At 68.4% G+C, this 22,559-nt stretch carries 18 protein-coding genes and 1 tRNA gene; 3 read left to right on the top strand and 16 right to left on the bottom strand.

What is annotated here, in order from left to right; all coding sequences use genetic code 11:
- Window positions 1-152: 152 nt before the first annotated feature.
- The 3 genes from uvrB to rpsA all read right to left on the bottom strand — a co-directional run bounded on the left by uvrB (window position 153) and on the right by rpsA (window position 5,482).
- Window positions 153-2,267, bottom strand: a complete 2,115-nt coding sequence (uvrB, locus tag Ate02nite_RS20065) for an excinuclease ABC subunit UvrB (protein WP_203807687.1) — start codon at window positions 2,265-2,267, stop codon at window positions 153-155.
- Between the two features lie 312 nt (window positions 2,268-2,579).
- On the bottom strand, window positions 2,580-3,767 hold the full coding sequence (coaE, locus tag Ate02nite_RS20060) for a dephospho-CoA kinase (RefSeq protein WP_203807685.1): 1,188 nt from the start codon (window positions 3,765-3,767) through the stop codon (window positions 2,580-2,582).
- Window positions 3,768-3,967: 200 nt separating this feature from the next.
- Entirely contained in the window at window positions 3,968-5,482 is a 1,515-nt protein-coding gene (rpsA, locus tag Ate02nite_RS20055) for a 30S ribosomal protein S1 (RefSeq protein WP_203807683.1), read from the bottom strand.
- 324 nt (window positions 5,483-5,806) lie between these two features.
- On the opposite strand from rpsA, the gene Ate02nite_RS20050 reads away from it, so the two are divergent.
- Entirely contained in the window at window positions 5,807-6,634 is an 828-nt protein-coding gene (locus tag Ate02nite_RS20050; protein WP_203807736.1) for a class I SAM-dependent methyltransferase, read from the top strand.
- A gap of 39 nt (window positions 6,635-6,673) precedes the next feature.
- On the opposite strand, the gene Ate02nite_RS20045 is transcribed toward Ate02nite_RS20050, so the two are convergent.
- The 11 genes from Ate02nite_RS20045 to Ate02nite_RS19995 all read right to left on the bottom strand — a co-directional run bounded on the left by Ate02nite_RS20045 (window position 6,674) and on the right by Ate02nite_RS19995 (window position 18,482).
- The gene (locus Ate02nite_RS20045) at window positions 6,674-7,036 is read right to left on the bottom strand and encodes an ArsR/SmtB family transcription factor (RefSeq protein WP_239147533.1); all 363 of its coding nucleotides are present in this window, start codon (window positions 7,034-7,036) and stop codon (window positions 6,674-6,676) included.
- 216 nt (window positions 7,037-7,252) lie between these two features.
- Window positions 7,253-9,934 carry a DNA polymerase I gene (gene polA, locus Ate02nite_RS20040; RefSeq protein WP_203807732.1) on the bottom strand — a complete coding sequence of 894 codons (2,682 nt, stop codon included), beginning with the start codon at window positions 9,932-9,934 and terminating at the stop codon, window positions 7,253-7,255.
- Between the two features lie 79 nt (window positions 9,935-10,013).
- Window positions 10,014-10,778: an amino acid ABC transporter ATP-binding protein gene (locus Ate02nite_RS20035; RefSeq protein WP_275422920.1), complete on the bottom strand. Its 765-nt coding sequence runs from the start codon at window positions 10,776-10,778 to the stop codon at window positions 10,014-10,016.
- The gene (locus tag Ate02nite_RS20030) at window positions 10,775-11,776 is read right to left on the bottom strand and encodes an amino acid ABC transporter permease (protein ID WP_203807681.1); all 1,002 of its coding nucleotides are present in this window, start codon (window positions 11,774-11,776) and stop codon (window positions 10,775-10,777) included. Before Ate02nite_RS20030 ends, Ate02nite_RS20035 begins: the two co-directional genes overlap by 4 nt.
- A gap of 5 nt (window positions 11,777-11,781) precedes the next feature.
- Complete coding sequence (locus tag Ate02nite_RS20025; protein WP_203807679.1) at window positions 11,782-12,702, bottom strand: ABC transporter substrate-binding protein; 921 nt, start codon at window positions 12,700-12,702, stop codon at window positions 11,782-11,784.
- Between the two features lie 20 nt (window positions 12,703-12,722).
- A complete protein-coding gene (locus Ate02nite_RS20020; RefSeq protein ID WP_203807677.1) occupies window positions 12,723-13,433 on the bottom strand; it encodes an ABC transporter ATP-binding protein in 711 nt (236 codons plus the stop codon).
- Entirely contained in the window at window positions 13,423-14,310 is an 888-nt protein-coding gene (locus Ate02nite_RS20015; RefSeq protein WP_239147532.1) for an ABC transporter ATP-binding protein, read from the bottom strand. Before Ate02nite_RS20015 ends, Ate02nite_RS20020 begins: the two co-directional genes overlap by 11 nt.
- Window positions 14,307-15,449 carry a branched-chain amino acid ABC transporter permease gene (locus Ate02nite_RS20010; protein ID WP_203807675.1) on the bottom strand — a complete coding sequence of 381 codons (1,143 nt, stop codon included), beginning with the start codon at window positions 15,447-15,449 and terminating at the stop codon, window positions 14,307-14,309. Before Ate02nite_RS20010 ends, Ate02nite_RS20015 begins: the two co-directional genes overlap by 4 nt.
- Window positions 15,446-16,396 (bottom strand): branched-chain amino acid ABC transporter permease, encoded by a 951-nt coding sequence (locus Ate02nite_RS20005; protein ID WP_203807673.1) that lies wholly within the window; start codon window positions 16,394-16,396, stop codon window positions 15,446-15,448. Before Ate02nite_RS20005 ends, Ate02nite_RS20010 begins: the two co-directional genes overlap by 4 nt.
- Window positions 16,397-16,475: 79 nt before the next feature.
- Entirely contained in the window at window positions 16,476-17,645 is a 1,170-nt protein-coding gene (locus tag Ate02nite_RS20000; protein WP_203807671.1) for a branched-chain amino acid ABC transporter substrate-binding protein, read from the bottom strand.
- 213 nt (window positions 17,646-17,858) lie between these two features.
- The gene (locus Ate02nite_RS19995) at window positions 17,859-18,482 is read right to left on the bottom strand and encodes an ANTAR domain-containing response regulator (RefSeq protein ID WP_203807669.1); all 624 of its coding nucleotides are present in this window, start codon (window positions 18,480-18,482) and stop codon (window positions 17,859-17,861) included.
- Window positions 18,483-18,614: 132 nt separating this feature from the next.
- Here Ate02nite_RS19995 and Ate02nite_RS19990 point away from each other — a divergent pair.
- Together Ate02nite_RS19990 and Ate02nite_RS19985 are read left to right on the top strand one after the other, a co-directional pair.
- Window positions 18,615-18,688: transfer RNA gene (locus tag Ate02nite_RS19990), tRNA-Leu, on the top strand.
- A gap of 512 nt (window positions 18,689-19,200) precedes the next feature.
- The gene (locus tag Ate02nite_RS19985) at window positions 19,201-20,010 is read left to right on the top strand and encodes a hypothetical protein (protein ID WP_239147531.1); all 810 of its coding nucleotides are present in this window, start codon (window positions 19,201-19,203) and stop codon (window positions 20,008-20,010) included.
- 70 nt (window positions 20,011-20,080) lie between these two features.
- Here the strand turns inward: Ate02nite_RS19985 and Ate02nite_RS19980 are convergent, their stop codons facing one another.
- Window positions 20,081-20,965, bottom strand: coding sequence for an acyl-CoA thioesterase (locus Ate02nite_RS19980; protein ID WP_203807667.1), 885 nt, complete (start codon window positions 20,963-20,965; stop codon window positions 20,081-20,083).
- Window positions 20,962-22,398 (bottom strand): pyruvate kinase, encoded by a 1,437-nt coding sequence (gene pyk / locus Ate02nite_RS19975; protein ID WP_203807665.1) that lies wholly within the window; start codon window positions 22,396-22,398, stop codon window positions 20,962-20,964. Before pyk ends, Ate02nite_RS19980 begins: the two co-directional genes overlap by 4 nt.
- Window positions 22,399-22,559: the final 161 nt, after the last annotated feature.

Here is a 22,559-nt window from a genome sequence, read left to right as displayed (position 1 = left end):
GTCCAAGCCGGCACCGTCCAAGCCGGCACCGTCCAAGCCGGCACCGTCCAAGCCGGCACCGTCCAAGCCGGCACCGTCCAAGCCGGCACCGTCCGATGTCGTCCAGGCCGGCTCGTCCGCGGGAGTCACGCGGGGAGGTTAGCGAAAACCTCCTACTTCACGCCTGCCATATCCATGCCGCGTAGTTCCTTCTTCAACTCGGACATCTCGTCGCGGATCCGGGCGGCCAGCTCGAACTGCAGCTCACGCGCCGCGGCCAGCATCTGGTCGCTGAGGTCCTGGATGAGCTGGGCCAGCTCGGCCCGGGCCATGCCCTCGCGGGCCGTGCCGTTCGACGCCCGCGCCTTCGAGCGGGTCTCGGGCACCGGGGCCTTGCCGCGGGAGATCTGCCGGCCGCCGCCGCCGACCATCGGCCCGACCGCCGCGTCGGTGTCTTCCGCCTCGCGGTAGATGTCGTCGAGGATGTCGTGGATCTTCTTGCGCAGGGCGGTCGGGGTGATGCCGTTGGCCTCGTTGTGGGCGATCTGCTTGTCCCGGCGCCGGTCGGTCTCCTCGATGGCGCTCCGCATCGACGGGGTGATCTTGTCCGCGTACATATGGACCTCGCCGGAGACGTTTCGCGCCGCCCGGCCGATGGTCTGGATCAGCGACCGGCCGCTGCGTAGGAAGCCCTCCTTGTCGGCGTCGAGGATCGCGACCAGCGACACCTCGGGCAGGTCGAGGCCCTCCCGCAGCAGGTTGATGCCGACCAGCACGTCGTAGTCGCCCTTGCGCAGCTCTTTCAGCAGCTCGACCCGGCGCAGAGTGTCCACCTCGGAGTGCAGGTAGCGCACCCGGATGCCGTTCTCCAACAGGTAGTCGGTGAGGTCCTCGGACATCTTCTTGGTCAGGGTGGTGACCAGGACCCGCTCGTTGCGCTCGGTGCGCAGCCGGATCTCGTGCATCAGGTCGTCGATCTGGCCCTTGGTCGGCTTGACCACGACCTGCGGGTCGACCAGACCGGTCGGCCGGATGACCTGCTCGACGAACTCGCCCTGGGCCTGCTGCATCTCCCACGGGCCGGGGGTGGCCGACAGGAACACCATCTGGCCGACCCGCTCGAGGAACTCGTCGAACCGCAGCGGCCGGTTGTCGGCCGCGCTCGGCAACCGGAAGCCGTGCTCGATCAGGATCCGCTTCCGGGAGGCGTCCCCCTCATACATCCCGCCGATCTGCGGGATGGTCTGGTGCGACTCGTCAATGACCGTGACGAAGTCGTCGGGGAAGTAGTCGAGCAGGGTGTAGGACGGCTCGCCGGGACTGCGGCCGTCCATGTGCATCGAGTAGTTCTCGATGCCGTTGCAGAAGCCGACCTGGCGCATCATCTCGAGGTCGTAGGTGGTGCGCATGCGCAGCCGCTGCGCCTCGAGCAGCTTGCCCTGGCGGTCGAGCTCGGCCAGCCGCTCCTCGAGCTCGGCCTCGATGCCGTGGATCGCCCGCTCCATCCGCTCGGCGCCGGCCACGTAGTGCGTGGCCGGGAAGATGATCAGCTCGTCGACCTCGCGAACCACGTCGCCGGTGAGCGGGTGCAGGTAGTAGAGCTTCTCCACCTCGTCGCCGAACAGCTCGACGCGGACGGCCAGCTCCTCGTAGGCCGGGATGATCTCCAGCGTGTCGCCCCGGACCCGGAACGTGCCGCGCTGGAAGGCCATGTCGTTACGCGAGTACTGAATGTCGACCAGGCGGCGCAGCAGCTTGTCGCGGTCGGTCTCCTCGCCGACCTTGAGCTTGACCGCGGTCTCCACGTATTCCTGCGGGGTGCCGAGGCCGTAGATCGCGCTCACCGTCGCCACCACGATCACGTCGCGCCGGGTCAGCAGCGACATGGTGGCCGAGTGCCGCAGCCGCTCGACCTCTTCGTTGACCGACGAGTCTTTCTCGATGTAGGTGTCGGTCTGGGCGATGTAGGCCTCGGGCTGGTAGTAGTCGTAGTAGCTGACGAAGTATTCGACGGCGTTGTTGGGCAGCAGCTCGCGGAACTCCTTGGCCAGCTGCGCGCAGAGCGTCTTGTTGGGCGCGATCACCAGCGCCGGCCGCTGCAGCCGCTCGATGAGCCACGCGGTGGTCGCGCTCTTGCCGGTGCCGGTCGCGCCGAGCAGAACCGTGTGGCGGTCGCCCTGGCGCACCCGGCGCTCGAGCTCGTCGATGGCCGCCGGCTGGTCTCCGGCGGGCTGAAATTCGCTGATGACCTCGAAGCGGCCGTCGAGCAATGGGATGTCGAACGCCATGGGGACAACCGTACGTCGGGGGTATGACAAGTTCTGGCCGACGGCGTGCGGAGGGTGCACATTCGGCCCCGGTGAACGCCATTGTTCGGGCTTGCGGCGCTCGCCTAACCTGTTCGGGTAGGCCGCTCGCGGCGGCCGACCGGCATCGAGTCCGGGCCACCACACGGCCCGCTCGACCGGCCCGCGGTCGATGCGCCCCGGCACTCCCGGCGCGCGCACCCGTGGTGGTCGCGCTTTGCGCAGACCGGCCGCCGCGAGCGCCCTTCTTTCCCAAAACCCCAGCGCACAAGGGCCCGGTCCAAAGAAGCCGGGTCACGACGTGCTCGGTCGCCAGCCTGTTTCCTCGGCCCAGTCGTCGGCGGCGCGGGCCTCGGCGTCGAACCACGGTTCCTTTGCCTCGCCGTACGCGTATCGGTCGGCGTGTTGGGTCGCCCAGGCGGCCTTGGCCGCCGCGTATTCGTCCCGCGCGGCCGGCACGGCCCGCAGGTGGTCCCGCATCAGCAGGGCGAAACGCCAGCCCGGCGAGCCGGCCACTCGCACGTGCAGGTTGACCGGCCGACCGGGATCGGCGGTGCCGTGCAACCGCTTCGGCCAGGTCTGGCCGGGCAGCCCGCGCGCGTTGTCCGCCCAGTCCCCCAGCCGCTGCGGGAACCCGGCCCGCCCGAGCCGGTCGGCCAGCGCGTCCGCCTCGTCGAGGGTCGGCACGGCCAGCATCAGGTCGATGATGTCCTTGGCCGGCAGCCCGGGCACCGCGGTCGAGCCGATGTGCGCCACGGTCAGGTCGCCGCCGATCGCGTGCCGGATCCGGGCGATCAGCCGGGCCGCCTGGGCCGGCCAGGTCGGGTCGGGTTCGGCGATGTGCAGTTCCGGGCCGAACCGGGCGGCGGTGCCGGACCGCACGTGCTCCTCGAACGGGCGCAGCCGGTCGCGCACCAGCCGGTCCACCTGGGTGTGCAGGTCGTCCAGGGTTCCGTTGTTCTCCAGCACGACGTCGGCCGCGGCCCGGCGCTGCTGGTCGTCGGCCTGCGCGGCGATCCGCGCGGCCGCCTGGTCGGCGGTCATCCCGCGCGTCTCTTCGAGACGGCGGAGGCGCAGCTCATGGTCGGCCTCAACCACCAGCACCAGATGGTACGAAGGTGCCTGCCCGGTCTCCACCAGGAGCGGTACGTCGTTGACCAGGATCGCGTCGGGCGGCGCCGCGTGCGCCAACTCGACAGCCCGGGAGCGTACCCGTGGGTGGATGATCTGCTCCAGCTTTCGCCGCGCCTCGTCGTCGCCGAAGACCTTGGCGCCCAGCGCCGGCCGGTCGAGATCGCCGGCGGGCGTCAGCACGCCGGCGCCGAAGGCGTCGACCACCGCGGCCAGGCCGGGGGTGCCGGCCGCCACCACCTCGCGGGCCAGCACATCGGAGTCGATGAGCACCGCGCCGTTGGCGACGAGTCGTTTCGCGACCGCGCTCTTGCCCGCACCGATCCCGCCGGTAAGCCCCACTTTCAGCACGCGCTAAGTATCACCGTTCGCCCCGCCCGCCGCCCGCCCGGTCCGCCCCGCGCCGGACGCGGCCGGGGGCCGAGCCGAGCCGAGGCCCGGCCGAAGCCGGGCTGAGCCAAAGCCGGGCTGAGCCGGGAATGGGCTGGGCCGGGAATGGCGAAAGGCCGCCCCGACCGAAGTCGGGACGGCCTTTACGAAGAACTGTCAGATCAGTTCTTGCCGCCGGCGAGCTTCTCGCGCAGAGCGGCGAGAGCCTCGTCGGTGGCCAGGGTGCCGGACGGCTCCTCGGCGGCACGCGCCGGAGCCGGCGAGCTCGACGAGGTCGAGGACGACGTCGACGAGGTGGCAACGCCAGCCGTGACCGGGGTCGGGTTGAGCGCAGCCTCGGCGTCGGCGTCGCGGGATGCCTGCACCTGCTTGGTGTGGGCCTCCCAACGCTCGCGGGCGTCGGCGTACTGCTTCTCCCAGGTCTCGCGCTGCTTGTCGAAGCCCTCGAGCCACTCACCCGTCTCGGGGTCGAAGCCCTCGGGGTAGATGTAGTTGCCCTCGGCGTCGTACGTCGCCGCCATGCCGTAGAGGGTCGGGTCGAAGTGCTCCTCGCCCTCGACGAAGCCCTCGTTGGCCTGCTTGAGCGACAGCGAGATCCGGCGACGCTCGAGGTCGATGTCGATGACCTTGACGAGAACGTCGGAACCCACCTGGACGACCTGCTCGGGCAGCTCGACGTGCCGCTCGGCCAGCTCGGAGATGTGCACCAGGCCCTCGATGCCGTCGTCGACGCGAACGAACGCACCGAACGGAACCAGCTTGGTGACCTTGCCCGGCACGATCTGGTTGATCGCGTGGGTGCGGGCGAACTGACGCCACGGGTCTTCCTGGGTCGCCTTCAGCGACAGCGAGACGCGCTCGCGGTCCAGGTCGACGTCGAGCACCTCGACCTCGACCTCCTGGCCGACCTCGACGACCTCGGAGGGGTGGTCGATGTGCTTCCAGGAGAGCTCGGAGACGTGCACCAGACCATCGACACCACCGAGGTCGACGAACGCGCCGAAGTTGACGATCGAAGAGACGACGCCCTTGCGGACCTGGCCCTTCTGCAGCTTGTTGAGGAACTCGGTGCGAACCTCGGACTGCGTCTGCTCCAGCCAGGCACGGCGGGACAGGACCACGTTGTTGCGGTTCTTGTCCAGCTCGATGATCTTGGCTTCGAGCTCCCGGCCCACGTAGGGCTGGAGGTCGCGCACACGACGCATCTCGACCAGGGACGCGGGCAGGAAGCCGCGCAGGCCGATGTCGAGGATGAGGCCACCCTTGACAACCTCGATGACCGAACCACGGACGACGCCGTCGTCTTCCTTGATCTTCTCGATGGTGCCCCAGGCGCGCTCGTACTGCGCCCGCTTCTTCGAGAGGATCAGGCGGCCTTCTTTGTCCTCCTTGGTGAGAACAAGCGCCTCGATGTGGTCACCGACCGACACCACTTCCGCGGGGTCCACGTCATGCTTGATCGACAACTCGCGCGAGGGGATGACACCCTCGGTCTTGTAGCCGATGTCGAGCAGGACCTCGTCCCGATCGACCTTGACGACGGTGCCTTCGACAATGTCGCCGTCGTTGAAGTACTTGATGGTCTCGTCGATGGCGGCGAGGAATGCTTCCTCGGACCCGAGATCGTCGACGGTGACCCGGTTGGCGCTCGAGGTGGCCTCGATGCTGCTCGTCATGTGGACAGTTGCTCCGAACGGATGGATTCGTGGTGTCTCTCGCGCGCCGCGGAACTGCCGACGGGCACGACACCGACGAGGGAGCAAGGGCGGACCGGGAAGATCAGATCCTTGCAGTCGATCATGTCGCAACCGACGACCACGGAACCTGCTCCCTGCCGAGGCACACGATCCGCGAGCGCATCGACTAGCTTACCGTGCGCATTACCACAGGTTGCAAGCCCTCCTGACGACGGCGGCACAATGTTCGGGGGAAACCTCGTAGCATGCCCGTAATGTGCCGAATCAGGGCAGCACCACGCCCTGCCGTACCGTTGCCCCGTGATCGAGACCCCACTCCCGCATCGCCGCTCGGTCAGCGATGCCGAAAGCCGTGTCGCCAGCCGCTCCTGGTGGGATCTGGACGCCGACGAGTACCAATCCGAGCATGGCACATTCCTCGGCGATCTGGACTTCGTCTGGTGCCCGGAGGGTCTGCGCGAGGCCGACGCTCATCTATTGGGCGAGGTCAAGAGCAAGAAGGTGCTGGAGCTGGGTGCCGGTGCCGCCGCCGGCGCGCGGTGGCTCGACGGCCAGGGCGCCAACGTCGTGGCGATGGATCTCTCGGCGGGCATGCTGCGGCATGCGCGGGCCGGGGCCGAGCGCTCGGGCGTACGGGTGCCGCTGGTGCAAGCCGACGCACTGGCGTTGCCGTTCGCGGACAGCGTATTCGACATTGTCTGCACCGCCTTCGGGGCGATCCCTTTCGTGGCCGACTCCGGTGCCGCGATGCGCGAGGTCGCCCGCGTGTTGCGCCCCGGCGGCAGCTGGGTCTTCTCGATCACCCACCCGATGCGCTGGATTTTCTGGGATGAACCGGATGAAAGCGGCCTTATCGCCAGAAATTCCTACTTCAACCGGACGCCGTACGTGGAGACCGACGACGAGGGCCGCCCCACCTACGTCGAGCAGCACCGCACCCTGGGCGACCGGATCCGCGAGCTGGTGGCCGCGGGCTTCGTGCTCCGCGACCTGATCGAGCCCGAGTGGCCGGCCGGCCACGACCAGATCTGGGGCCAGTGGAGCCCGCTGCGCGGCCGTCTCTTCCCCGGCACGGCGATCTTCGTCGCCGACCTCCCGGCGCCCCAGCCGACAAACGCCCCGAGGCACTGAGCTCAGCCGCCGGTGGATCCACCGGCGGCTGAGAAAAGGTCAGAGGAAGGTGCCGGCGTCCAGCAGGGCGGCCAGGACGGTCAGGCCGGCCGGGATCAGGCGGTAGTAGACCCAGGTGCCGCGGCGATCGCTGTCGACCAGGCCGGCCTCGCGCAGCACCCGCAGGTGGTGCGAGATGGTCGGGCCGGTCAGGTGGAAGGCGCCGGTCAGGTCGCAGACGCAGACCTCGCCGCCGCCGGCCGAGGCGATCATCGACAGCAACCGGAGGCGCACCGGATCACCGAGCGCCTTGAACATCGGAGCGAACCGGCTCGCCTGCGCGGCGTCCAGCGGAGCCTGCGCGATCGGCGCACCATCGTCGGCCACCGCGACCGCGGTCTCCTGGGTCATCTTGCTCAACATCCCGCCAGCCTCACACCGCTCCGAAACCAACGACGTCCCACCGCGACCCCTCCGCTCTTTCCCGCCGAGCAGCCGCCGCGCCGAACATTACCGCCCACGGGACCGATCGTCACCGCCAGTCCTACGGCTTGTGGGAGGCATACATCAATGGCTTCGCCACAACACCCAGGACACTTTGCGCTGGCTCCCAGCCAGCATCGAGCCAGGGCTCACGATCTAGTGGTCGGCGCCGTTCCAGTCGCGGCCGGAGCCGACCGAGACCTCGAGCGGGACCGAGAGCGGATGGGCGCCGCCCATCTCGCGGCGGACCAACTCCTCCAGGGCCTCGCGCTCGCCGGGGGCCACGTCGAAGACGAGTTCGTCGTGGACCTGCAGCAGCATGCGGGACCGCAGCCCGGCCGCCGTGATGGCGGCGTCGACCCGGAGCATGGCGACCTTGATGATGTCGGCCGCCGAGCCCTGGATCGGAGCGTTCAGCGCCATCCGCTCGGCCATGTCACGGCGCTGACGGTTGTCGCTGGAGAGGTCGGGCAGGTAGCGCCGGCGGCCGAGGATGGTAGCCGTGTAGCCGTCCTGGACCGCGCGCTTCACGACCGACTGCAGGTAGTCGCGAACGCCGCCGAACCGCTGGAAGTATTCCTCCATCAGGGCCTTGGCCTCGTCGACCCCGATGGTCAGCTGATTGGACAGACCGAACGCGGACAGGCCGTAGGCGAGGCCGTAGTTCATCGCCTTGATCTTGCGGCGCTGATCGGGGACGACCTCCTCCACCGGGACGTGGAAGACCGACGACGCGGTGGCGGCGTGGAAGTCGAACGCCGAGTTGAACGCGGCGATCAGCGCCTCGTCGCCGGACAGGTGCGCCATGATGCGCATCTCGATCTGGCTGTAGTCGGCGGTCATCAGCTGCTCGAAGCCCTTGCCGACGATGAAGGCGCGGCGGATGCGCCGGCCCTCCTCGGTGCGGATCGGGATGTTCTGCAGGTTGGGGTCGGTCGACGAGAGCCGCCCGGTCGCGGCCACGGTCTGGTTGAACGTGGTGTGGATGCGGCCGTCGTCGGAGACCGACTTGAGCAGACCGTCGACCGTGGACTTGAGCTTCGCGACGTCGCGGTGCCGCAGCAGGTGGTGCAGCACCGGGTCGCCGGTCTGGGCGAAGAGGCTCTGCAGCGCGTCGGCGTCGGTGGTGTAACCCGACTTGATCTTCTTGGTCTTGGGCAGGCCCCGCTCGTTGAACAGGATCTCCTGCAGCTGCTTGGGCGAGCCGAGGTTGAACTCGCGGCCGACGACCTCGTGCGCGCCCTGCTGGGCGGACTTCACCTCGGCCGCGAAGTGCGCCTCGAGCTCGGAGAGGTATTCGGTGTCGGCGGCGATGCCGAGGTGTTCCATCTCGGCCAGCACCACCGACAGCGGCTGCTCGACCTCGGTCAGCAGGGTCTGCGACTCGCCGCCGTCGCGGGACAACTCCTCGGTGAGCACGTCGGCCAGGTCGAGGGTGGCCCGGGCGCGCAGCATCAGGTTTTCCTCGACGGCGCCCTTGTCGTCGCCGGGCAGGTCGAAGGCGAGCTGGCCGTTGTCGGCCGGTTCCTCGACCCGCAGCTCGCGCTTGAGGTAGCGCAGGGCCAGGTCGGTGAGGTCGTAGGCACGCTGGTCGGGTTTCGCCAGATAGGCCGCGAGCGCGGTGTCGACCCGCACGCCGGCGAGGGACCAGCCGTGCGCGCGCATGGCCAGCGAGGCCGGCTTGGCGTCGTGCACCACCTTGGGCCGAGAGGCATCGGCAAGCCAGCCAGCAACGGCCTTTTCGTCCGATTCGTCCAGAGCGGTCGGATCAATCCACGCAGCCGGGCCGTCGCCGGTGGCGATGGCAACGCCGGTGAGGGTTCCGGTGCCACGGCCGAAGGTGCCGGTCACGGCGACCCCCACCGGAGCGGAAAGGGCGTGCGAACCGAGCCAGGCGGCAACCTCGCCGGCGGCGAGAACCGAACCGGAGATGTCGAAGCCGGCCTCGGCCTCGGGCTCGACGGCGTCGAGATAGGAATAGAGCCGCTCGCGCAGCACCCGGAACTCGAGCGCGTCGAAGACCTGGTGCACGGCCTCGCGGTCCCAGCCGTGCCACTGCACGTCGGCCGGGCCGAGCGGCAGCTCGAGGTCGTCGACCAGCTTGTTCATCCGGTAGTTGAGCATCACGCCGGCCAGGTTGGCCCGCAGGCTCTCGCCCGCCTTGCCCTTGATCTTGTCGACGTTGGCGATGATGCCGTCCAGGTCGCCGAACTCGTGGATCCACTTGGCGGCCGTCTTGTCGCCGACGCCGGGCACGCCGATCAGGTTGTCGCTGGACTCGCCGACCAGGGCCGCCTTGTCGCGGTAGCGCGACGGCGGCACGAAGTATTTGGTCTCGATCGCCTCGGGCGTCATGCGCCACACCTCGGAGACGCCGCGCACCGGGTAGAGGATCGTGACGTGCTCGTTGGAGAGCTGGAACGCGTCGCGGTCACCGGTGGAGATGACCACCTCCATGCCGGCCGCCCGGGCCTGGGTGGCCAGGGTCGCGATCACGTCGTCGGCCTCGTAGTTGTCCTTCTCCACCACCGGGATGCGGAGCGCCTCGAGGACCTCCTTGATCAGGCTGACCTGACCCAGGAACGGCTTCGGCGTCTCGGACCGGCCGGCCTTGTATTCCGGGTAGATCGCGCTGCGGAAGGTTTTCCGGGAGAGGTCGAAGGCGACCACGATGTGGGTCGGCTTCTCGTCGCGCAGCATGTTGATCAGCATCGAGGTGAAGCCGAACACCGCGTTCGTGTGCTGCCCGGTCGCGGTGCTGAAGTTTTCCACCGGCAGCGCGTGGTAGGCCCGATAGGCCAGCGAGTGGCCGTCGAGCAGCAGCAAACGGGGGGTCATGGCGTCGTCGCTCACGTCAGGGAACTCTAGTCCTGGGGTACGACAAGAACCGCGACCACCCCGGCCGCAATCGAAGCTTTTACAGCACTTTGCTGAGGAATGCCTGGGTTCGTTCGTGCTTCGGATTGGCGAGGATCTCGGCGGGCGAACCCTTCTCGACCACCACCCCGCCGTCCATGAACACGACCTGGTCGCCGACCTCGCGGGCGAAGCCGATCTCGTGGGTGACCACCACCATGGTCATGCCGTCCCGGGCCAGGTCCTTCATCACGTCCAGCACCTCGCCCACCAGCTCCGGGTCGAGCGCGCTGGTCGGCTCGTCGAACAGCATCAGCTTGGGCCGCATGGCCAGGGCCCGGGCGATCGCCACCCGCTGTTGCTGACCGCCGGAGAGCATGCCCGGGTAAGCGTCGATCTTGCTGCCGAGCCCGACCCGCTCGAGCAGCGAGGCCGCTCGCTCGCGTACCTCTGCCTTGCTCTCCTTCTTCACCCGGCAGGGTGCCTCCATCACGTTCTGGAGGGAGGTCATGTGCGGGAAGAGGTTGAAGCGCTGGAAGACCATGCCGATCGACCGGCGCTGCCGGGCGACGTCCTTGCCCTTCATCTCGTGCAGCTTGCCGCCGCGCTCGTGGTAACCGACCAGGTCGCCGTCCACGAAGATCTTCCCGGCGTTGATCTTCTCGAGGTGATTGACGCAGCGCAGGAACGTCGACTTGCCGGACCCGGAGGGGCCGAGCACGCAGCACACCTCGCCCGCGTTGACCACCAGGTCGACACCCTTGAGCACCTCGAGCGAGCCGAACGACTTGTGCACGTTGTCGGCGCGCACCATCTCGACCGTCATGTCACGCCCCCAGCCGTCGAAGAGGAACCCTGCTCGGCCTGGATGTTCCGCAACCGTTGCCGGGCCTGCCCGGCGGTGCCGTAACCCCGGCCGAAGTGCCGTTCCACGAAGTATTGCGCGACCATCAGGACGGTACAGATGATCAGGTACCAGATCACCGCGGCGACCAGCACCGGCAACACCACGAAGGTGCGCGCCTTGATCGCGTTGAGCTGGAAGAACAGCTCGAAGGTGACCGGTACGAAGGCCACCAGCGAGGTGTCCTTGACCATCGCGATCACCTCGTTGCCGGTCGGCGGCACGATCACCCGCATCGCCTGCGGCAGCACCACCCGGCGCAGCACCTGGCTGCGGGACAGACCGAGCGCGGTCGCCGCCTCGGCCTGGCCGGGGTCGATCGACTGGATGCCGGCCCGGACGATCTCGGCCATGTACGCCGCCTCGGACAGACCGAGCGCGAGCATGCCGGCCACGAACCCGGCCAGCAGGTCGCTGGCCTTCACGCTGTAGAACTGCGCGTTCAGGTCGTCGATACCGAACAGCTTGCCGATCTGCTGATCGAACGGCAGGCCGAAGCCGATCCGGTCCCACAGGATGTTCAGGTTGCCGAACAGCACGGCCAGCACCAGCCGGGGCACCGCCCGGAAGAACCAGGTGTAGACGAACGCGACCCCGCGCAGGATCCAGTTGTCGGACAGCCGCATGATCGCGATGACGACGCCGAACACGACGCCGATCGCCATCGACGTGACGGTCAGCAGCAGCGTGCCGCGCAGGCCCTCGAGGACCGGCTCGGTGAACATGACACCGCGCTTGCCGGGCTCGTACGAGTTGAAGATGAACGACCACCGGAACTGATCGTTCGTGAGGATCAGGTGCAGGAACATCGCGGTGAGCACGGCGAGAACCGCGATCGCCAGCCAGCGTCCGGGGTGCCGCACGGGCACGGCCTTGATGGGTTCAGGCCGTGCCCGGTCGGTCTGTGTCTGGTCAGACATAAGGGTCAGACGGTGGGGTTGACGGCCGGGTCGGTGATGCCGCCCGCGTCGACGCCCCACTTGGTCAGGACCGTCTTGTAGGTGCCGTCGGCGATCAGCGCCGCGAGCGCTCCCTCGAGGGCCGCACCCAGACCGTCGGCCTGGTCCTTGGCCACCACGTAGCCGTACGGGGCCGAGTCGTAGATGTCGCCGACCAGGGCGAGCTGCCCGTTGGTCTGCTTCACCGCGTACGCGCCGATCGGGGAGTCGGCCAGCATGGCGTCGTCCTTACCGGTGACGACGGCGTTCGTCGCGTCCGACTGGGCCTGGTACTGGTCGATCGTGATCTTCGCCTTGCCGGCGTCGGTGCACTTCTTCGACCGGGCGGTGATGTCGTCGACCTGCACGGTCGCGGTCTGCACGGCGATCTTCTTGCCGCAGGCGTCGTCCGGGCTGATCGTGGCGCCGGCCTTGGCCGCCCACTGGGTGCCGGCCGCGAAGTAGGAGACCATGGTGGTCTCCTTCAGGCGGTCCGCGTTGATCGTGAAGGACGAGACCCCGACGTTGTACTTCTTGCTGGTGACGCCCGGGATGATGCTGTCGAAGCTGGCCGACTGCCACTCGGTGGTCAGGCCGAGCTTGGCCGCCACCGCGTCGAACAGGTCGACGTCGAAGCCGATGACGGTCTTGCCGTCGGCGTCGAGGAACTCGTTCGGCGCGTACGTCGAGTCGGTGCCGATGGTCAGCTTGCCGGCCGACTTGATGTCGGCCGGGAGCTTCGCGACCAGGGCCGCGTCGACCGCGGTGCTGGCGGACGAGGCGCCCGTGGGGGTGCTGCTGCCGGTGTCGTCGCCGGACTCCGAGCCGCAGGCGGCGACCGAGGTGGTCAGCGCCGCCGCAAGTGCCAGCCCGAGGATCGCCCGACGGCCAGGGGTGGTGCGGAACATGGATGTCTCCTCAAAGAGAATTAAGCAACGCCGAGGTAGGCGTCCTTGACCGCCGGGTCGTGCAGAAGTTCGGCGCCGGTGCCTTCCTTCACGATCCGTCCGGTCTCCAGAACGTACGCCCGGTGTGCCCGGGAAAGTGCCTGCTGGGCGTTCTGCTCCACGAGCAGGACGGTGGTTCCCTGCTCGTTGATCTCGACGATGATGTCGAAGATCTGCTGGATCAGCATCGGGGCCAGCCCCATCGACGGTTCGTCGAGCAGCAGCAGCTTGGGCCGGCTCATCAGCGCCCGGCCGACCGCGAGCATCTGCTGCTCGCCGCCGGACAGCGTGCCGCCGGACTGCTTCTCCCGCTCCTTCATCCGCGGGAACAGGGTGAACACCCGCTCCAGGTCCTCGCTGATCTCGGCCCGGTTCTTCCGGGTGTAGGCGCCCATCTCGAGGTTTTCCCGCACCGACATGCCCGGGAAGATGCCCCGGCCCTCGGGTGACTGGGAGACGCCCCGGACCACCCGCAGGTCGGCCCGCAGCTTGGAGATGTCCTGCCCGTCGAAGCGGATCGAACCCTCGGAGACCGGGCGCAGGCCGGAGATGGCCCGCATGGTGGTCGACTTCCCGGCGCCGTTGGCGCCGATCAGGGCGACGATCTCGCCCTGCGCGACGTTCAGGCTGATGCCGTGCAGGGCCTGGATGCGGCCGTACGCGAGGGAAACGTTGTCAAGCTCAAGCAGCATCGGTCGGAACCCCCAGGTACGCGGCGATGACCGCCGGGTTGTCCCGCACCTCGGCGGGTGTCCCCTCGGCGATCTTCTTGCCGAACTCCAGCACCACGATCCGGTCGGTGACACCCATGACCAGGCGCATGTCGTGCTCGATCAGCAGGACCGTGACGCCGGTGTCCCGGATCCGGCGGATCAGCGCGAGCAGATCCACCTTCTCGGCCGGGTTGAAGCCGGCGGCCGGCTCGTCCAGGCAGAGCAGGGTCGGGTTGGTGGCGAGGGCCCGGGCGATCTCGAGCCGGCGCTGTTCGCCGTACGAGAGGTTGCGGCTGACGTCGCCGGCCCGGTGCGCGATGCCGACGAAGCGGAGCAGTTCCATCGAGCGTGCCCGGCCCGACTTCTCCTCCTGCCAGAACCGCGGCAGCCGGAACAGCGCGCTCAGCACGCTCGTCTTGTGGTGCGCATCGGCGCCCACCATGACGTTCTCCAGCGCGGTCATCTCGGGGAACAGCCGCACGTTCTGGAACGTGCGGGCGATGCCACCCCGGGTGATCTCGTGCTTCTTCTTGCCGACGATCGACTCGCCCTGGAACCGGATGGCTCCCTCGGTCGGCTGGTAGACGCCGGTCATCGCGTTGAAGCAGGTGGTCTTGCCGGCCCCGTTCGGGCCGATCAGACCGAAGATCTCACCCTTGCGCAGCGAGAAGCTGACGTCGTTGAGCGCCACGACACCACCGAAGCGCAGGGTGACGTGGTCGACCTCGAGCAGGAGGTCCGGGTCGCCGACGGTCGGCGTGGTGAGGTCCGGGCCACCGGTCGGTGCCGCCTGGTCCACCGGCCGGGCGTCGGAACGGTCGAGCTCCTCCGGAGTCTCGATGTGCGGCTCACTCATTGCGGAGCCACCTCCTTCTCCCGGTCCTTGAGCTCCATCGCCCGGCGCCGGCTGGGAATCAGACCTTGCGGGCGCAGGACCATGATGACGATGATCACGACGCCGAAGATCGCGAACCGGTACTCGTACAGGTCGGTGTGGAAGAACGGGTCCGAGATGCCACGGAGCCGGTCCGGGATGTACGAGATCAGCGCACCACCCAGGATCGCACCGGCCATGTTGCCGGAGCCACCCATGACCACGCCGGCCAGCACCAGGATCGAGAACTGGAGCACGAACGTCTGCGAGTTGATGAAGCCCTGCTCGCCGGCGAACAGCACACCACCGAGACCACCGATGAACGCGCCGATGGCGAACGCCCACAGCTTGAACCGGGTGGTGCGGACGCCCATGATCTCGGCGGCCTCCTCGTCCTCCCGGATCGCCAGCCAGGAGCGGCCGACCCGGCTGCGGTCGAGGTTGCGGACCCCGAGGATGACCACCACGATCACCCCGAGACCCAGCCAGAAGTACGGCGTCGCGTCGGTCACGCCGAAGATCGGCTTGCCGTCCGAGCCCTGGCCGGGCGGGTGCGGGATGTTGGTGAAGCCGCGGTCGCCACGCAGGAAGTTCGGCGTACTGGTGGCCACGATCCGGATGATCTCGGCGAAGCCGAGCGTCACGATGGCCAGATAGTCGCCGCGCAACCGCAGTGTCGGCCAGCCCAGGATCAGGCCCGCCGCCATCGTGATCGCCAGCGCCACCGGCGCCGCCGCCAGCCAGGACCAGCCGGAGTGCGCGTAGAGCAGCGAGTCCCGGGAGGTCAGCAGCGCGGTGCCGTAGGCGCCGATCGCGAAGAAGCCGACGTAACCGAGGTCGAGCAGGCCCGCGTAGCCGACCACCACGTTCAGGCCGAGCGCCAGCAGCACGTAGTAGGACATGTTGAACAGCGAGGACGGCCAGTCGATGCCCTGGGTGACGATCTGCGGGCCGATCAGCGGGACGTCACCCGCGTACGGCAGCAGGATGGCCAGGACCAGCGCCACCACCGTCACGATCGCCCGCACCCAGGTCGGCTGCCGGCCGAACCAGCCACGAACGCCGCCGTTGCCGCGGAACGAGGTCTTTTCCTTCGAAGGGGCCACTGCGGTGTCGCTCATGCTCGTGCCCTTCCGAGAGACTCACCCAACAGGCCCGTCGGACGGAACAGCAGGATCAGCACCAGCAGCACGAACGCCGCCGCGTGCAGCCACTGCGAACCGAACAGGCCGGCCGCGTAGTTCTGCAGCACCCCCAGGAGCAGGCCGCCGAGCAGCGCGCCCCGCAGGTTGCCGATGCCGCCCAGCACCGCGGCGGTGAACGCGTCGATGCCGAGCAGGAAGCCCGCGTCGTACTTGGTGACGCCGATCTTCAGGTCGTACATCACCGCGGCGATGCCCGCCATCAGGCCGCCGAGGAGGAAGACCAGCGAGATGACCCGGGACTTGTTGACGCCCATCAGGGCCGCGCTGTCCGGGTTCTGGGACACCGCGCGGATGCCCCGGCCGAGACGCGAGCCGTTGATGAAGCGGTCGAGCACGAACATCATCACCAGCGCCAGGACGACGATCAGGATCTGCAGGTTCGTGATATGCGTGTCGCCGATCGTGATGACCGTCCGGGCCTGGATGATCGGCGGGACACCCCTCTGGTTGCGGTGCGTCAGAACACCCACCGTCTCCGAGATCGCGAGCGAGGCACCGATCGCCGTGATCAGGAATGCGAGAGGCGGGGCGTTACGCCGGCGCAGCGGCCGGTAGGCCACCAGCTCCACCGCGAGCGCGGTGAGACCCGACGCGACGATCGCCACCACCAGGCCGAGGGCCATGTAGGCGAGCATCGCGCCGAAGTTCGGCGCTTTCGAGTTCTGGTCGAGGCCGAACCATCCCCAGGCGATGAGGCACCCGTAGGTGCCGAGGAGGAAGACCTCGGAGTGTGCAAAGTTGATCAGCCGCAAGACACCGTAGACCAGGGTGTAGCCCAGTGCGAACAGGGCAATGATCGCGCCCTGTGCAAGCCCGGTCACGGTGAGCGGCCCGAAATCGTTGATCAGGCCGGAAAAATCCACAGAGGGGCTCCAAAACGACGAGGTCGGTGTGGCCGGAGATCATCCGGCCACACCGGCCCTACGGAGAGTTACTGCGCGATCAGGAGGTCTTGATCTCCACGTCGGACTTGGCGTCGCCACTCTGGTCGAACTTGAACGCCCACACCTTGATCAGGGTGGGGTCGAGCTCACCGGTCGAGGTGAACTTGTACGTGTTCGCGATCCCCTTGTAGTTGATCGTGGACAGGTAGGTGTTCAGCTTCTCCGGGGTGGTGTTACCGGCGTCGATACCCTGCAGGAGGATGTTCGCCGCGTCGAACGCGACGTCCGAGTAGGTACCGGCGTCGACGTTCCACTGCGCCTTGTAGTCGTTGACGAACGTGCCGCCGGCGGCCTCGGGCGGGGAGCACGGGCAGGTAACGACGGTGCCGACCGCAGCGGCCACACCCGACGCCTTGGACAGGCCCGGGTCCTTCATGCCGTCGCCGCCGAGCAGGGTGCCCTTCCAGCCGGCCGAGGTCAGCTGCTTACGGATGACGCCCGCGTTGGTGTAGTAACCGCCGTAGAAGAGCGCGGTCGCACCGGACGAGGTCACCTTCTGCACCAGCGCCGAGAAGTCGGTCTGCTTGCCGTCACCCTCGGTCTTGTCCGAGGCGACGACCAGCGCGCCCAGCTTGGACTTGACGACGTCGGCCAGGCCGGCGCCGTACGCCGACTGGTCGTCCGCGATGAAGACCTTGGTGGCCTTCAGGTTGTCCTTGATGTACGCCGCGGCCGCGGGGCCCTGGGCGTCATCGTTGGCCACCGCGCGGTGGAAGGTCTTCCAGCCGTTGGCCGACAGCGACACCCGGGTCGCGGACGGGGTGATCGTCGGGATGCCGGCGGCCTCGAAGATCGGGTCAGCGGCCTCGGACTCGCCGGAGAACGGCGGGCCGACGATGCCGAGGATCTTCTTGTCCGCCACCAGGTTCCGGGCAACACCCGGAGCGACCTCGGCCGCACCCTGCGAGTCGAACTTCGCGACCGTGATGCAGTCGGAGCCCTTGGTCTTGTTGTACTGGTTGATCGCCAGCTCGAAGCCCTGCTCGATGTTCACACCGAGGTTGGCGGCCGAGCCGGTCAGAGCGCCGAAGTATGCGAGCTTGTAGCCGCAGTTCGAGCCGCTCGCCGTGTCGCTGCTGCTACTCGTGTCCTTATTACAAGCAGCGGCACCGGCGATGAGCCCGATGATGGCCACCCCGCCGATGGCTCGTGCGAGAACCTGCCTCAAGGTTGGAACCTCTCCTCCATACCGAACCCACCGAGCCACGGCTGGTCGATTGGCACTTGCGTGCCCGCGCGACCACGCTGCGCCCGTCATGGGCCGGGACGCTATCCCAGGATCCGGGCCTGCCAAAAGACTTCGATCGGGCTTTCACCGAACCGTTACGTGCAGAGACGCCCAGGCAGGAGGAGGTGTTACAACACTCGTGTTTCCGCTAGATCAACTTGTGGTTGCCTGGGCTCCGCCGGCTTCCTGGCCCTCGGCCAAGATCCGGTCGGCTACCTCACGCATCGTCATGCGGTGGTCCATCGCTGTGCGTTGAATCCACTTGAATGCCTGCGGTTCGGTCATCTGGTACTTCGTCATCAGCTCACCCTTGGCCCGTTCGACCGACTTGCGGGTCTCCAGACGGTCGGTGAGCCCGGCGACCTCGGACTCGAGGGCGGCGATCTCCGAGTACCTCGAGAGGGCGATCTCGATCGCCGGCACCAGGTCGGATTTCTGGAAGGGCTTGACCAGGTAGGCCATCGCGCCGGCGGCCCGGGCCCGCTCGACCAGGTCGCGCTGGCTGAACGCGGTCAGGATCACCACCGGGGCGATGCGCCCACCGGCGATCCGCTCGGCGGCCGCGAGGCCATCCATGATCGGCATCTTGATGTCGAGGATGACCAGGTCCGGACGGAGGTCTTCGGCCAGGCGGACGGCGGTCTCGCCATCGCCGGCCTCGCCGACCACGTCGTAGCCCTCCTCGACCAGCATCTCGGCCAGGTCCAACCGGATGAGGGCCTCGTCCTCGGCGATCAGCACCCGTTTGCGATCGGCCCCAGCCTGCGTGTCGGCCACGGAACCTCTACCCCCAACACTCCCGAAGTCGCGACACCCCGGTATGTGGGTATCGCCGTCCTAAGCGTAGTGGGTAGGCTGTCGGAAGCTCATCCTGGCGTGGCCATACCGTGTCGGGGACCGAGCCGGCCGGCCCCTGTATTCCAACCGGCAGAGAAGATGGTCTCAAACACCATACAGTGTGGGTTCGAATCCCACCGGGGGCACAAGAATTGTCAAATCCTCCCGCAATGCCTGCGGGATTCACGCGCGTGCCCGGCCGGAAAGGCCGCATTCGCGCTCCCACCGGCACCCCCACATGATCCAACTCGGGAACCAACATCAGCTCACCACCCCGGATCGCCCTTTCGCCGCCACCACTCCCGGGCGCAGAACTTTCGAATTCCGGCGCCTTCGGCCGGAAAGTTTCGCGTCGCGCCGGTACACGAATCGTGGCGCACAGAACGGCAACAATCGCGCATTCACGCGTTACGCCTGTGTAAACGAATCCACGGTCATCGAGGGATATCCGGCGATGCCCGTTCGCACACCGGCGGGCTGACATAACGGGTGCCCGGTTCGACTGCGCTCGGTGACATCGATCTTGCTCCAGGGCCCCTGGGGACGCGCTGTGAATCTGCCCGAACCCCGGCCCGGCCGCGAGCGCGGATGTTGTCATGGCAGAGACACCTTCGCTGGAGGCCCCATGCTGTGGTCCGGTTCATCACCCCTGACGGTCATGCGTGACAGCATGTGGGGCTTCCTGATGTTCGCCGGAGTGGCGTGGCTGGCGATCGCCTGGAGCGTGCTGCGGCTGGAGCCGGTCAGCGTGGCCGACGTGGCCGGGCCGGTGGTGCTGTTCGGTGCGCTGTGCGAGGGGGTGCGGGCACTGGCCGGCACCCGCACCTGGTGGCTCAACGCGGGCATGGCCGGGCTGTTCACGGTGACCGGCCTGGTCCTGCTGGTCGACTCGGGCTCGAGCTATGCCACGCCGGCGTCGCTGGTGGGCTGGTTCCTGATGGTGCGCGGCGCGATGGACGTCGCGGTGTCGACGATGAACCGGGGCACCGACCGCACCTGGGGGCTGATGATGGCGCTCGGGGTGGCCCAGGCCGGGCTGGGCTTCTACGCGGCCGGGCCGCTCGCCCGCACCGCCGACCCGATGATTCTGCTGCTCGGCGGGCTCGGGTTGCTGCGCGCGGTCGCCGATCTGGTGACGGCGTTGCGGTTGCGGGAGGCTTCCGGCGTACGGCATGACGTTTTGCAGTTGTCACCGGAACGCGAGGCCGGGGTGATCGGATATTCGGCCGGCCGGGAGGATTACGACGGCACGCCGCAGGCGGGCCGGGCCCGGCACCGGGCCGGACAGGGCCCGCAGACGTTCCACGACGAGGTACTACGGACCACCGCCGACCTGGACCTGATGCTCGCGCAAGCGGGCGTGTCGGCCACCGCGGCGCACCGGACGGCGGAGGCGGACATCCCGCCGGTTCCGGACACCGCGGAGAGCGCCGAGGAGGCCACCGTCGGCGAGGACCATCGCCACTGATGTCCCCGACGCCCCGCCGGGTGGGATCCGCAAACGGCCAGTCGCCGGGCCGGGATCCCACTTGGCGGGGCTATTTCCGTTCGCCCACCCGGCGTAGCAGCCCCTCCTGCACGGCGCTGGCGATGTGCCGGCCGTCCTGGGTGAACATCCGCCCGGTGGCCAGGCCCCGGCTGCCCGAGGCGGACGGGCTGGTGCAGTCGTAGAGGAACCACTCGTCGGCGCGGAACGGCCGGTGCAGCCAGAGCGCGTGGTCGAGGCTGGCCCCGATCACCCCGCCCGGGCCCCACACCTCGCCGTGCGCCGACAGCACCGAGTCGAGCAGCGACAGGTCGGAGGCGTAGGCGAGGGCGCACGCGTGGATCAGCGGGTCGTCCGGCAGCGTGCCGTTGATCCGCATCCAGACCCGCTGCTGCTCGCTGGCGTCCCGGTCGCCGGGCGGCACCCAGCCGGGCACACCGACGTAGCGCACGTCGATGGCCTGCGGCGAGGACGCGAAAATGCCCGCCCGGGAGGGATATTTCCGCACCCAGTCGGCCATCGTCGGGATCTCGTCGGGGCCGGGCACGTCGACCGGCGCCGGCAGGTAGTGGTCGAGGCCTTCCTCGAGCACCTGGAACGACGCCGACATGAAGAAGATCGTGCGCCCGTGCTGCTGGGCGGTGGACCGCCGGACCGAGAAGGACCGTCCGTCGCGGATCGTCTCGACGGTGAACTGGATCGGCTCGGTCGGGTCGCCCGGCCGCACGAAATAGCCGTGCAGCGAGTGCACGAACCGGGACGGGTCGACCGTGCGACCGGCGGCGACCAGGGCCTGGCCGGCGACCTGCCCGCCGAAGACGCGCTGGGCGCCGGTCTGCGGGCTCTCCCCTACGAACGTGGCCGCGTCGACCTGCTTCAGGTCCAGAATCTCCAGAAGCTGGTCGACGGCGGCCTGTCCGTGCAGAGGCAAGGTCACACCGTCGCCGGGTCGACGAGCGAACCGAGCTGGTGCACCCGCAGGGTGTTGGTGGAACCCGGGGCGTTCGGCGGGGAGCCGGCCACGACGACCACGTAGTCGCCGGGCTTGGCCAGGCCGAGGCCGAGCATCTTCGCGTCGACCTGCCGGAACATGTCGTCGGTGTGCTCCACGAAGTCGGTCAGGAACGTCTCGACGCCCCAGCTCAGCGCCAGTTGGTCGCGCACCTCGGGGACCGGTGTGAAGGCGAACAGCGGGAGCTCACAGTGCAGCCGGGCGAGCCGCCGCACGGTGTCACCGGTCTGCGAGAACGCCACCAGTGCCTTGGCGCCGATGTTGCGGGCGATCTGCGAGGCGGCGACGGTCAGCGCGCCACCGTGCGTGCGCGGGTCGTGCTGCAGGCGCGGGACCGGGATCGAGCCACCCTCGGTGGTGGTGACGATCTTGGCCATCGTGCTGACCGTGAGCACCGGGTACTTACCGACCGAGGTCTCGCCGGACAGCATCACCGCGTCGGTGCCGTCGAGCACCGCGTTGGCGACGTCGGAGGCCTCGGCGCGGGTCGGACGAGAGTTCTCGATCATCGAGTCGAGCATCTGGGTGGCGACGATGACCGGCTTGGCGTTTTCCCGGCACAGCTGCACGGCCCGCTTCTGGACCAGCGGCACCTGGTCGAGCGGCAGCTCGACGCCCAGGTCACCGCGGGCCACCATGACGCCGTCGAAGGCGAGCACGATCTGCTCGAGGTGGTCGACCGCCTCGGGCTTCTCGACCTTGGCGATGACCGGGACGGTCTTGCCCTCCTCGGCCATGATGCTGTGCACGAGCTTGATGTCGTCGGGCGAGCGCACGAACGAGAGCGCGACCAGGTCGACGCCGAGGCTGAGCGCGAAGCGCAGGTCTTCCTCGTCCTTGTCGCTCATCGCCGGCACGCTGACCGCGACGTTGGGCAGCGAGACGCCCTTGTTGTTGCTGACCGGGCCACCCTCGATGACCAGGCAGCGGATGTCGTTGCCCTCGACCGCGGCGACCTCGACGGCGACCTTGCCGTCGTCGATCAGCAGGCGATCGCCGACCTTGACCTCCTGCGGCAGCTTCTTGTAGGTGCAGGACACCCGGTCGGGCGTGCCGAGCACGTCGTCGCTGGTGATGGTGACCAGGTCACCGGTGCTCCACACGTGCGGCCCATTGGCGAACTTGCCCAGCCGGATCTTCGGACCCTGCAGGTCGGCGAGGACGGCCACGGCCCGCCCGGTCTGCCGGGCGGCCTCCCGGACCAGCTCGTAGATCTTCTGGTGGTCCTCGTGGCTGCCGTGGCTGAAGTTCATGCGGGCCACGTCCATACCGGCCTCGACGAGGCCGAGCATGCGCTCGGCGGAGGCGGTGGCGGGACCCATGGTGCAGACGATTTTAACGCGGCGTGTCACAGCCATCAGGCTAGTCTCTCTTTCGGATCGGCCCGGCGGCCGACCCCCGTCAACAGGGTGAACTCTCTGGGCGGCGTGGGTCCTCGGGACAGACTCTCCTGGTGTCTGGAGGGCGCGCATCGCCGTCATGCGGGCTTCAACGACCGCGCGCAACAGCTTATCCGCCT

The sequence above is a fragment of the Paractinoplanes tereljensis genome (assembly GCF_016862435.1).
GTDB classification, from domain to species: Bacteria; Actinomycetota; Actinomycetes; order Mycobacteriales; family Micromonosporaceae; genus Actinoplanes; species Actinoplanes tereljensis.
Note: the sequence above shows the minus strand (reverse complement) of the source record. Positions and strands in the feature narration are given on the sequence as shown.